The organism is Flavobacterium sp. AG291, from assembly GCF_003350375.1.
Classification (GTDB): Bacteria; Bacteroidota; Bacteroidia; order Flavobacteriales; family Flavobacteriaceae; genus Flavobacterium; species Flavobacterium suzhouense.
This window is the reverse complement of record NZ_QQAR01000002.1, coordinates 97,967-110,120: the sequence shown is the minus strand read 5'-3', so window position 1 is coordinate 110,120 and position 12,154 is coordinate 97,967. Positions and strand designations below refer to the sequence as shown.

Annotated in this window: 12 protein-coding genes and 1 tRNA gene; 1 reads left to right on the top strand and 12 read right to left on the bottom strand. The window is 34.6% G+C overall.

The features are described from left to right. Positions 1-366: 366 nt before the first annotated feature. Positions 367-879, top strand: coding sequence for a calcium-binding EGF-like domain-containing protein (locus tag DEU42_RS02550; protein ID WP_158537845.1), 513 nt, complete (start codon positions 367-369; stop codon positions 877-879). A 230-nt stretch (positions 880-1,109) separates the two neighbouring features. Here the strand turns inward: DEU42_RS02550 and DEU42_RS02545 are convergent, their stop codons facing one another. The 12 genes from DEU42_RS02545 to DEU42_RS02490 form a co-directional block, all read right to left on the bottom strand. Then, entirely contained in the window at positions 1,110-1,463 is a 354-nt protein-coding gene (locus DEU42_RS02545) for a hypothetical protein (protein WP_114756709.1), read from the bottom strand. Positions 1,464-1,469: 6 nt separating this feature from the next. Then, positions 1,470-1,754 (bottom strand): helix-turn-helix domain-containing protein, encoded by a 285-nt coding sequence (locus DEU42_RS02540; RefSeq protein WP_114756708.1) that lies wholly within the window; start codon positions 1,752-1,754, stop codon positions 1,470-1,472. 70 nt (positions 1,755-1,824) lie between these two features. Continuing rightward, entirely contained in the window at positions 1,825-2,748 is a 924-nt protein-coding gene (locus DEU42_RS02535) for a hypothetical protein (protein ID WP_114756707.1), read from the bottom strand. Positions 2,749-2,786: 38 nt separating this feature from the next. Further along, positions 2,787-4,007: a site-specific integrase gene (locus DEU42_RS02530; protein WP_114756706.1), complete on the bottom strand. Its 1,221-nt coding sequence runs from the start codon at positions 4,005-4,007 to the stop codon at positions 2,787-2,789. A 248-nt stretch (positions 4,008-4,255) separates the two neighbouring features. Then, positions 4,256-4,343: transfer RNA gene (locus tag DEU42_RS02525), tRNA-Ser, on the bottom strand. Between the two features lie 149 nt (positions 4,344-4,492). After that, on the bottom strand, positions 4,493-5,629 hold the full coding sequence (ribB, locus tag DEU42_RS02520; protein ID WP_114756705.1) for a 3,4-dihydroxy-2-butanone-4-phosphate synthase: 1,137 nt from the start codon (positions 5,627-5,629) through the stop codon (positions 4,493-4,495). Further along, complete coding sequence (locus DEU42_RS02515) at positions 5,629-7,089, bottom strand: LptF/LptG family permease (RefSeq protein WP_114756704.1); 1,461 nt, start codon at positions 7,087-7,089, stop codon at positions 5,629-5,631. The genes ribB and DEU42_RS02515 overlap by 1 nt, the downstream gene beginning before the upstream one ends. A 6-nt stretch (positions 7,090-7,095) precedes the next feature. Beyond that, positions 7,096-7,767, bottom strand: coding sequence for a LolA family protein (locus DEU42_RS02510; RefSeq protein WP_114756703.1), 672 nt, complete (start codon positions 7,765-7,767; stop codon positions 7,096-7,098). Beyond that, the gene (locus DEU42_RS02505) at positions 7,748-10,258 is read right to left on the bottom strand and encodes a DNA translocase FtsK (RefSeq protein WP_114756702.1); all 2,511 of its coding nucleotides are present in this window, start codon (positions 10,256-10,258) and stop codon (positions 7,748-7,750) included. The genes DEU42_RS02510 and DEU42_RS02505 overlap by 20 nt, the downstream gene beginning before the upstream one ends. Positions 10,259-10,295: 37 nt before the next feature. Beyond that, entirely contained in the window at positions 10,296-10,670 is a 375-nt protein-coding gene (locus DEU42_RS02500; RefSeq protein WP_114756701.1) for a diacylglycerol kinase family protein, read from the bottom strand. Positions 10,671-10,685: 15 nt separating this feature from the next. Beyond that, positions 10,686-11,183, bottom strand: a complete 498-nt coding sequence (gene tpx / locus DEU42_RS02495; RefSeq protein WP_114756965.1) for a thiol peroxidase — start codon at positions 11,181-11,183, stop codon at positions 10,686-10,688. A gap of 125 nt (positions 11,184-11,308) precedes the next feature. Continuing rightward, on the bottom strand, positions 11,309-12,067 hold the full coding sequence (locus DEU42_RS02490; protein WP_114756700.1) for a heavy-metal-associated domain-containing protein: 759 nt from the start codon (positions 12,065-12,067) through the stop codon (positions 11,309-11,311). Positions 12,068-12,154: the final 87 nt, after the last annotated feature.

Genomic DNA, 12,154 nt, shown 5'->3' with positions numbered 1-12,154 from the left:
TTAAATTCTCGAGTTTAAAAAAGTAATTTGTACCATGTATGAGACTAATTATATTTACTACATTTGAATCATTAAAATCAATGACATGAATTAAAAAAATCAATACATACATATAACATTAGCGTAAGCTATTAATCTCTGTAAACGAAAACCGCCAAATATTTCAATTTACCACAAGATTAATAAGTGTAACGCTCTCGCTATGCGTGGGCTTCTCTTATTTGTGGTAATGGTGCTTGGCGGTACCTCGTTGCAAGATTTGAGTTTGTCCCACGCTCTTGTTTTATACTAATCTTAAAACTCTTTGGGGCGAGGGTACAACCAACACAAATGAAAACAATTATTTTAAGGTCATTTCTTTGGCTATTGTTCTTAACCGCAGTAATTGCATGTTCTTCAGATTCTGATTCAAAACCAATTGATTTATGTGCTTCTACTAACTGTCAAAATGGAGGGGAATGTATTGATGGCACTTGCCATTGTCCGGAAGGTTATTATGGAGTAAATTGTGAAACAGAAAAAAGGCCAATTTTCGTAAAAGTAACCAATGTGGTAGTTAAGAAATTTAATGGTAGTCCTGCCGACATCTATATTGAAATTTTACGACAAACATCCAGCGGATTTACCAGTGTATACGAAAGTGACACCTACTACGGAGATGCTTTTTCTCCCGGAGCCTATAATTTCGAAACTAACTTAAATATATCTTCTGTAGATACTCCCCACGTAATCTCATTATTTGACTATAATGAAGTAGCTGATGATCATATAGGGGACATTGCATTTTTTCCATATAATCCAGGAGAAAAATTCCCGGCTAAGACTACGATTTCATATCAAGGATTTGAAGCTGATGTGTACTTCTCATATCAATGGTAGCCAATTTGTTATTTTTAAAAATAACGATGTTATTTTAGAAAATAATTATGGGCCTGTTTAAGGCCCATAATTATTAGTTTGTTTCATCCCGATACTCCTTTATTACAAAGAAAACACCCATTAATGCTATTCCAATCATGGTATACATAAGTATTTTATTTTGAACTTTTAATGCTTTGTTTTCTCGGATCAAAATTTCGGGTGCTTCGTACGTTTTTATAAGTGATAAATCAGTCATTTTTTCTTACGGTTATTTTTTCAGTTGATATTTCAGTAATCATGTATTGATACAGGCATGGATAGTCTGTTCCTTCAAAATTATCGTAATGAGTCATAACAGTGAAGTCGAACCCTTTTCCTTTAAGAAACTCCCGATGAAATGTTACCTTAGTTTTGTTAGTCAATAATTCATCAAGAATTTTCACATTTTTGATCAGAGGTTTATTTATATAGTCGTGTTCTATTCTAAAATTACGAGCCTTTTGATTGTTGAACTTAATTCTATTAGCTGAATTTTCAAATATTTGATTCGACCTTTTGGGAATAAACTCTTTACCTGTCAAAGGATCAATCTTCATGTCCATATCAACCTATATTTGATTATCCTTTAGTATTTTCTCTATTTTGACAACTTCATATAAATAGATTTCCCCAAGTTTAGTAAAGGGTAAAATACCTGTTTCTCTGTATTTTATGATAGTATTGTTTGACAGCCCAAACAATCTTTTGAGGTCCTCATTCCTATAATATTTTGGACTAGTTGAAGTAGCCTTGTTTTGTACGTTGCCGTCAATGTTATCTAACCTGATAAGTATCGGCTCCAGCAATTTTTTAATCGCTGAAACCGATGGGATTTTGAATTCGTCGCTTTCCATAATGATATAATTTTACACGAAGTAATGTTGAATCGGGAAAAAGACAAGGGAATCTTAGGGAATTCCCTTATTATACTTTAGTATTATCGCGATAGTGAGTTATATTCTTAATTAATCGCGTTAGAAAAGAAACGTAATTTTTCTTATTCTCTCTATCGTTAATTATTGAAAACTGTTTATTAATATTTTTGATTTCAACAATTTCACCTTTTTTATCACGGTAATTGAAGTTGTCTTCAATAAATTGATTCATGAGACGTGCATTTCGATAAGGATCATTTTCATCGAAGAAGAAAATTTTTGACTCCTTCAAAAAACGAAATAGGTGAGCAAGGTCAATTTTTTGTAAGCTTGTATTACATTTCAAGTTGTTAATTACTCTATCAGCAATTTCAAAATCAATTTTGCTGAGGTCAGTAGTGGGTAAGTCCATTTGCCACTGGTATAAGTATCCATGAATTTCATAGACGGCTTCTTTATAAAGTTCCAAACAATACATTAACTGAACTTTTTCTAGATCTGTAGGTTTCTGATAATTGTTAAGCTCCTTGATATATCTTGTCAAAGTATAGAAATAATCCAGATCATCATTAAGCGCTAGAAATCGATTCTCATACTCTAGCATTTCCTCTTCAGTATAATCAATGAAAAACTCCGAAACAATTTTTTGTTCCGGAGGTATTGTATCCATTGATTTATTTTTTAGCGCTAAGCTATCTATATAAGAAACTTTATGTATTTCGGTTTCTGAAAGCCAGTTTACCGTATTACCGGTCATTTCAACTAAGTCATTCAGTACCGTTTCGTTATTTCTACCATGTTTCAATTGTTTATGAAACAATTGTTTAATTTCTGAGATTTTCTCATCAAAATAGCTTTTGTCTATTTCGTTAGCCCATTTATCGAAAAAGATATATTTGTTGTGTTCCGTATTAAATGAGATAGTATGTTTTAAAAACATATAGAGTTTATTGTTCAGATCAGTTGTATACATAAATTCATTTTTAATTGAATTAAATATACTACATTTTTTTACTGATATTTTGAATTTAATTTCATCATATCATTCATAACACTTGTATCTAAGACCTTGGCATAGTGCTGGGTTTGTTTGATATTTGTATGGCCAAGCATAGCTGAAACATTCTCAATTTTAATCCCATTTGCTAAGGTAATGGTAGTGGCAAACGTGTGTCGGGATACATACCAGGTTAAATTCTTCTGGATATTACATACGTCTGCAATTTCCTTAAGATATGCGTTCATTTTTTGGTTTGATATTTTTGGCAACAATCCTTGCTGCTGTTCCCTGTATTTATCAATAATGCGCAGAGTAGGAGGTAAGACAGGTACATTGGCTTTAATAGCCGTTTTAGCTCTAATTGTCCTTATCCATAGATTTCCTGAGTTATCTTGAAAAAGGTTCTCAGAAGTAAGATTTAAAGCATCAATAGGTGCGTATCCTGTATAGCAGCTAAAAAGAAATATATCCTTAACTTTTTCTAATCGATTCGTTGAAAACTGTTTTTGTTCAATAGCGTCCAATTCTTGCTGGGTCAAGAATTGTGCTTCCTTGATGTTTATTTTTCCTTCGTAAATATCAAATGGATTTTTAGTAACCAGATTCATTTTAATCGCATATGCACAGATAGTTTTGAAGTTTCGGATGTACTTAACTACGGAATTATTCTTGATACCTACCTTGCCTTTATAGACGCTCTCGTATTTAAGGAAGGATTCAAGGTTGTATACAAAGGAACTATTGATTTCATCAATAGGGTAATCATCGAAACTATAATACTTTTTAATATAGCTTTTAAGCAGGTCTTTTGATCTGGTATATTTCTGCATGGAGGCTTTTGTACGTTCGCCAGCTTCAACCTTTCTTTTGAAATAGGTATTATGCTTTTCAAAAGCTTCCATAATTCCTATTGATTTGGCTTTTGGGCGAAGGCGCTTGCCCTTTAATTCGGCTCTGAGATCATTTAATGATATATCTAATCCAAGCTTGGATAACTCGAGATATTTCTTCTCAATAGTTATTAGGAGGTTATCCAGATATTGCTTGATAACTTTTTCCTTTTCCACTTTCAGCGGATTCCTAAGTTTATTAGTAAACAGCCATCTCTCCCTGGAAATGAATTTACCGGTACTGATGGTGATTGATTTTTGATTATGAGATATCTTAATAAAGATAGGAGAGTCTCCGTTTGGAGTCTTTTCAGTTTTGAGGTAACAGATTGCTTTTAACATGACTATGAATTTAAATTAATACCAAATTGATTTAAAAACTTCGTATGTCCCTAGGAATCTCAGGGAATTCCCTGAGATCAGTTACCTTTTTTCATCCTTAAAAAAGATGTTTTTCAAAAGGTAACTAAAAAAGTAACTATTCTTTGAAATTATATGTGTCTGATGACAACTGCCATAAAATGAAAAAACCTCTAAATCAAGGGATTTAAAGGTTTTTTGACTTTTAAAGTTTCAGGTGAAACTCTATGTGGCGGAGGAAGAGGGATTCGAACCCCCGGACCTGTTACAGTCAACAGTTTTCAAGACTGCCGCAATCGACCACTCTGCCATTCCTCCAATATGTGTTGCAATTTGTTCCCTTATTGCGGTTGCAAATATAGTAAGGTTTTTCGTTTTCCCAAAAACTATTTTGCTTTAAAACACATTTTATTTTTCATTATTTCCTAAACATTTCATTACCTAATATTTAAGAATGAAAGTTTTTTTTAAAATTCTGCGTATTCTGTTATTTCAAGGCCATAACCTATCATTCCAACACGTTTTGTCTGTGCGGAATTGGTTAGTAAACGTATTTTAGAGATGTCAATATCATGTAATATCTGAGCGCCTATACCAAAGTCTCTGTCGTCCATTTTAGGCTGCGGTGCTTTATTTATGCCTTGTGACTGTAATTCTTTAAGCTCTTTTATCCGGCCAAGTAATTCAATAGGAGAGGTCTCCTGATTAATAAACAGAATAGCTCCTTTACCTTCTTCATTAATACGTTTAAACATATTGTCAAGTTTGGTATCGGCATTATTGGTAAGTGTACCAAGAATATCATTATTTATCTGGGTTGAGTTTATTCTCGTCAGTACCGGTTCGCCTATGTTCCAGCTGCCTTTTGTAAGAGCAATATGAACTTGCTTATTTGTAGTTTGTACATAAGCTCTCATACGGAAGGTTCCAAAGCGTGTTTCCACTTCAAAATCCTCTTTTTTCTGAATAAGACTGTCATGTTGCATTCTGTAGGCAACAAGATCTTCTATAGATACCAGTTTAAGATCAAATTTCTGAGCAACTTCATACAATTCCGGTAAGCGTGCCATTGTACCGTCTTCGTTCATAATCTCACAGATAACCCCAGCCGGTTTGAATCCGGCAAGTCTGGCAAAATCAATAGCCGCTTCTGTGTGTCCTGTTCTTCTTAAAACACCACCTTCTTTAGCAATTAGAGGGAATATGTGTCCGGGTCTTCCTAAATCATGTGGTTTTGTATCGGAATCAGTAAGTGCTTCAACTGTCTTGGATCTATCCTGCGCCGAAATTCCTGTAGTTACCCCTTTTCCTTTAAGGTCTATCGATACAGTGAATGCAGTTTCCATTGAATCGGTATTATTACTTACCATAGGATGAAGTCCAAGTTCTTTACAACGTTTTTCGGTTAGGGGAGTACATATAAGCCCCTTTCCATGTGTTGCCATAAAGTTTATCATTTCCGGTGTTACTTTGTCAGCAGCAGCAAGAAAATCGCCTTCATTCTCACGGTCTTCGTCATCAACAACTATAATGATTTTACCATTACGGATATCCTCAATGGCTTCTTCAATGGTATTAAGTTTAATTTTTATATCAGTCGACATTATTTCTGTTCTTTTGATTTTGATTTAAATAATTTTTCAAATGGAGTTGTTAACCAGTCGAAATTGATGCTTACTCCTTTATCATTAGTTGCTCTGTATGTTAAGAGTATTGCAAAAGGAGTTAGTACAAAAGATGACATCCACGATCCCAGGAAAGGAGGGATACCATTTTCGCTGGCTAATTTTCTTCCAAATGTATTTATGAAATGGAAAATAATAAATATTAGTACCGCAAATACTATAGGGAGTCCAAGTCCTCCTTTACGGATGATAGCGCCCAACGGAGCCCCAATAAAGAACATCAGCAGACATGAAAAAGCAATTACAAATTTTTCATAAAGAGCGAGCCAGTGTCCGTTAATGTTTTTAGTTTTATCAAAAAGCTGCGCTTTTCCGGAAACCATAAAAAATTCAGAGCTGTTGATGTTATTTTTTGCATTTTCAAGAACTCTTACTTTGTTTTTTTCATCTTTTACCAAATCAAGAAGATTTTTCGGCATACTGTTTTTGACAACAGAAGAATCTATTAAACCAATATTTTTAGATGTAATATTTTCATTAAGCGTTACATTATATCTTTGGTTAATGTTATCGGCAATGCTTTTTGATTCTTTGGTATAGTTTGTTTCAAGTGAATCGAGAGTATATCTCAATTCGTTGATATTTAACATTGTATTGGTGTTGGCAATTTTTTCATCGTCCATGTCATTAGAGTTAAGCATGGTAAGATCGATGTTCATCACCTGTTTAGAGAAGCTACTTTTAGCAAAAGGCTGTTTTTGGCGTTCAACTGGATTTTTAGAATTTACTTCTTCATAATAATAACCATCAAATAGCTCGAGCTGAAGTAAATTTGATTTATCATTACTTTTTAAAAGTCCGGTTTTAGAGCGTATGATAGTAGCATATGATGCTCCCGGATTTCTTTTGTGAATGGTAACGCCTGAGAGTTTTTCGCCATTTTCACCTGATTTTTTATCAACTTTTATATTAAAATTTCCAATTGCGTTGAACTGGCCTTCGGCTATTGCCATAGCGGGTTTACGCTGAATGATATTTTTGCGGAGATTTATAAATTTATATTCTGCTTTAGGGATCACATTATTTGCAAAAAAGAAAGCAACAATGCTAAGTGCAAAAATAAATATAGCCAGGCTACGCATGGCTCTGTTCAGTGAAATGCCTGAAGATTTCATGGCAGCAAACTCATAATTCTCTGCAAAATTACCAAAGGTCATGATTGATGCCAACAGGATAGAAAGCGGCAATACCAAAGGAACAATTTTTGGAGCATAGAAAGCCAAAAACTTAATAATTAACCATATATCAAGATCTTTACCTGCCAGTTCAGCGATAAAAAGCCATATAGCCTGTAATACAAAAATGAAAAACAGGATAATAAATACCGACGCAAAGGTCTGAATGAACGAAGTAAGGATGTAACGGTCTAATATTTTCACCAAAAATTAGTCTAATCTATTAATATAGTAGTTAGGGTATTTACTTTCGGTAAAGGTAAAATGATTTTTTGACAAAGGCTGATTTGTTTTAAAAGAATTTATTGTAATGAGTATTTTGGTACCATCCTTTTCTGTCTGAATAAAATTGTAAATATGTTTTGTCTGCACATCAACACCTATCAGCACTTCCTTTGTGTTATCTTTTGCATTTAATGGGTTTAACTTTACATATTGGATTTTTCTTCCCTTAATGTTTTGAAGTATATCCCATGAATATTTATAACCCGAATTAAAAAAAGTTAACATTTTAGCAGGAGTAAGGTCATCGCTTTTCTGATCATCATATTTTGATATTGATATCTCTTCATCTTCAGGAACGATGTTGTAGACCTTTTTACCGTCAAATATCCGGGTTGTACCCATGAAATCTAACTTATATAGATTTCCTTTTAGCGTAACGCTGCCTTTGCTTTCCTGATTAAGGTTTTGTCTGGAATTACTCATGGAGTATCTGAAATCTATGGCAATATTTTCATAGCTTTTTACCTTAGCACTTACCTGATCAAGTAATGCTTTGGCTTTATCAGAATTCTGTGCCTGAAGGTTTAAGGTAATTGTAAGTAATAAAAACAGGAATATCCCTTTAATCGTACGCATGCTAAAAGTTATTTTCTTCATTTTTGAAAAACTGCTCAAGAGCTGTAAGATCAGGAATTAATACATTTCGCGCTTTACTCCCTTCAAAAGGACCAACAATACCGGCAGCTTCAAGCTGATCGATCAGCCTTCCGGCTCTGTTATATCCTAATTTTAATTTACGCTGAAGTAATGAGGCAGAGCCCTGTTGAGCTGTTACAATTACTTCTGCTGCATCCCTGAACATCGAATCTCTTTCAGATATATCTATATCAAGATTGATGCCACTTTCTTCGCCAACATATTCAGGAAGATGGTAGGCCTGAGGATATGCTTTTTGCGAACCAATGAATTCAGTTATTTTTTCGACTTCAGGAGTATCAACAAATGCACATTGTACACGCGTCAGGTCATTGCCCTGAGTGTAAAGCATATCTCCGCGACCAATAAGCTGATCAGCTCCCTGACTGTCAAGAATAGTTCGGGAATCTATTTTTGATGTTACCCTGAATGCAATTCTTGCCGGGAAGTTGGCTTTAATAATACCTGTAATTACGTTTACTGACGGACGCTGTGTTGCTATAATAAGGTGAATACCAATAGCACGTGCAAGCTGAGCCAGACGGGCAATTGGGGTTTCAACTTCTTTTCCTGCAGTCATAATAAGATCAGCAAACTCATCGACAACCAAAACAATGTATGGAAGGAAGCGGTGTCCATTCTCAGGATTCAGTTTCCTTTGACGGAATTTCTCGTTGTATTCTTTAATGTTTCTAACCATTGCATCCTTAAGGAGGCTATAACGGTTGTCCATTTCAATACATAGTGAGTTAAGTGTATTGATAACCTTTGTATTGTCTGTAATGATGGCATCACCATCATCCGGTAATTTGGCAAGGTAATGTCTTTCTATTTTGTTAAACAGTGTTAGTTCAACCTTTTTAGGGTCTACCAATACAAATTTTACTTCAGCAGGGTGTTTTTTGTAAAGTAATGAGGTAAGAACTGCATTCAAACCAACCGATTTACCCTGTCCGGTTGCACCTGCCATAAGAAGGTGAGGCATCTTGGCAAGATCTACTACAAATGTTTCATTTGAGATTGTTTTACCTAAAGCAATAGGTAGCTCCATCTCTGCAGTCTGAAATTTAGGTGCAGCTATAACACTCCTCATTGAAACCATAGTAGGAGTCTTGTTTGGTACCTCAATACCAATAGTTCCTTTACCCGGTATAGGGGCAATGATACGGATTCCCAACGCTGATAACGAAAGGGCAATATCATCCTCAAGACTTTTGATCTTAGATATTCTTATACCTGCTTCGGGTACTATTTCATATAAAGTAACTGTTGGTCCTACAGTAGCTTTAATCTGAGCAATGTCAATTTTATAATTTCGAAGTGTTTCTACAATTCTGTTCTTGTTTTCTTCAAGCTCTTCCTGATTAATGGTAATTCCTCCCGAAGAATAGTCCTTTAGTAATTCTATAGAAGGGAACTGATAATTAGACAGGTCTAAGGTAGGGTCAAACTCACCAAAATCTTTTACTAGCCTTGCTGCAAGATTTTCTTCAACCGTAGATTCTTCTTCAATCTTTTCAATGACAAAATTTTTATCATTGGTTTCAATTATTTCGTGATGCGGCTCCGGCTGTTTTGTTTTGCCCGGATCAAGATTAATTTCAGAGGCGTGCTCAATGGTAGGTTTAAGTGCCTCTCTGTTAATCTCGAATTGAGAAGGAGCAGGAGGAGGGGTTGGAATTGTTTTTACCTCAATATTTGCAAGTTGTTCGTCTTCCTCATCTTCAGTGTAGTCACTGCAATTGTCTTCAGGGTCGTTGTTTTTTTCTGGTTGTAATGCAACAGCAGGCTTTACAGGACTCTGAACTGCAACAGGAGGGATTACAACATCTTTTTCAGTATTTTCTTCTTCGGTTTCTTCTTCTTCAAATTTACGCTCGAAGAAAGTTTTAATTGCATCAGGAGAAATTCTTACTTTAAAAATAAGGAATACAAATAGTGCAAAAACAAGTACAAGTATAGTACCTATTTTCCCAAGATAATCCTGCATGAAAAGATTCATCTCAAAGCCTATAACACCACCTAATTCAGGGATATATGCATTGAAAAAACCAAAAAGTATTGACACTATTATTACCAGGTAAAGATCCCAGAATAGAGTTTTCTTTAATTTTTTAACCGGAAGGTCTAAAACCAGGTAAGCACCGGTTAAAAAGAAAAAACGGATAAGGATAAAAGAGGCCACACCAAAGCCGTGGTAAAGGAAAAAATCCGCAAGCGAAGCTCCAAATTTTCCTAGCCAGTTATGTACGGTTTCTTTCCTGTCATCAAAAGCAGTTAAAGTACTCTGGTCAAATTCCCAATACAGGAAATATGAAATGAATGATAATAATAATGCTATAGAGAATAAAAAGAACAAAATCCCAATCAGCACTTTGTGTTGTCGGGATAGTGTCCATTTTTTCTTTTCTGATACAGGTTTTTCTGATGTTTCTTTTTTACTCTTCGCCATTTAGAATAAGTGTCTTGACTGTAAAAATATCAATAAATTAAAAAAGCAGAACTACTTTTGGGTAATATATAATTGCGCCCACTGCAATGGCAGCCATGGCAGCAAAAAAAACTGCCCCTGAAGCTATATCTTTAATGAAACCTATTTTTTCATGATATTCGGGATGAATGAAGTCAGCTATTTTTTCAGCAGCAGTATTCAGACCTTCTATTGAAAGTACAAGTCCTATTGCAAGTGTTTGCAGCATCCATTCTGTTGATGAGATGTTAAAACAAAAACCAGCTATAGTTACAACAATACCAATGAAAAACTGAACCATTACGCTGTGCTCAGTAGTAATAAGCTTATAAGCTCCTTTTACTGAGTACTCCATACTTTTCATTCTTCCTATTACAAACCTGTTATCTTTCATTCAGTTCAGGTTTTATTAAAGAGCAGCTAGAGCGTTTTCATAGTTTGGCTCATCTTTTATATCAGCCACCTGCTCTGTATATTTTACATTACCCTGCTCATCAAGTACTATAACTACCCTTGAATGAAGTCCCTGAAGCGGGCCATTAGCAACAGTAAGTCCATAAGCATTACCAAAGCTACCGTCTCTAAAGTCTGATAGTGAAATTACATTTTCAAGGCCTTCAGCTCCACAAAAACGATTTTGTGCAAATGGAAGATCACGTGAAATGCATAATACTTTTGTGTTTTGAAGGCTTGAAGCTTTCTCATTGAATTTTCTAACTGAAGTAGCACAAGTGCCTGTGTCAATGCTTGGGAATATGTTTAAAACCAGTTTGCTTCCGTTGAAATCAGAAAGCGATACGGTTGAAAGATCAGTTTTTACCAGAGTAAAGTCAGGTGCTTTTGTACCGGTTTGAGGTAATTCTCCAGTTGTTGAGATAGGGTTTCCACCCAATAAAATATTAGCCATTTTAGATTGTTTTAGAAAAGCAAAAGTAACAATTTCTGCTTTGGAATTATACATAAATTCTTAAGCTTATAATAAAAAACGCTTCCAAAATGGAAGCGTTTGGGTTCTTATTCATTTATAAGGGATTATAATAGCATTACCAGCATAATAACACTCATTGCTATCATAATACCATCTTCTATAATAGTCACAGTACTCATTGGTAAGTTAAATACAGCTCCAAGGCAGGCACATTGTATTTTTTTCTTATTCATAACGCTTTGTAGCACACCAATTAAGCTAACTGACATTAATATTGCAGTAAAAGCATTGGTAAAGACCGGACCAAAATTTATAGCAAAAGCTAATCCTAATGCCAATTCAAGAAAAGCGTAGATATAACCCCAACGATTGATTTTTTTTGCAACAATGTCATACATCGCATAACTTTCTGCAAAACCTTTTAAATCAAGCATTTTAAAAAAGGAAAACGTAAGGAAAAAACCTGCCATGAAAACACGCATAAATGTCATTCCTTTGAAAGATCCTTCAGCTAAAGAAACAATCAATGATATTGTAGTTATATATATAAATATCAACACGATAGGCTTGTAAGTTTCTATCCATGTTCTTTTATCTTCCTGTACTTCCTGTTGTTCTGAAAATATATTCCTTTCCGGTTTATGAGACTGCATTTCTATTTCAGAAAGCTGGTATTTAGGATACTCCTTGAGAGCATTTTGAAGTTCAGGAGTAGGTATGTGTTTACTCATAGAAATATCTGCCTCTCCTTTTTCAAGATTTATTGCAACATCAGTTACATTGGGCAATTGTTTTATGAGATGGCTCACTTTTGCTGAACATCCTTCGCATGTCATTCCGGTAATTTTATATGTATGTGTCATTATTAATTGTTAATTACGGTTTATAGTACAAATTTCGTCATAACAATTAAATCTATAGTTACGGAATTTTTCGAATCATTAACGAGA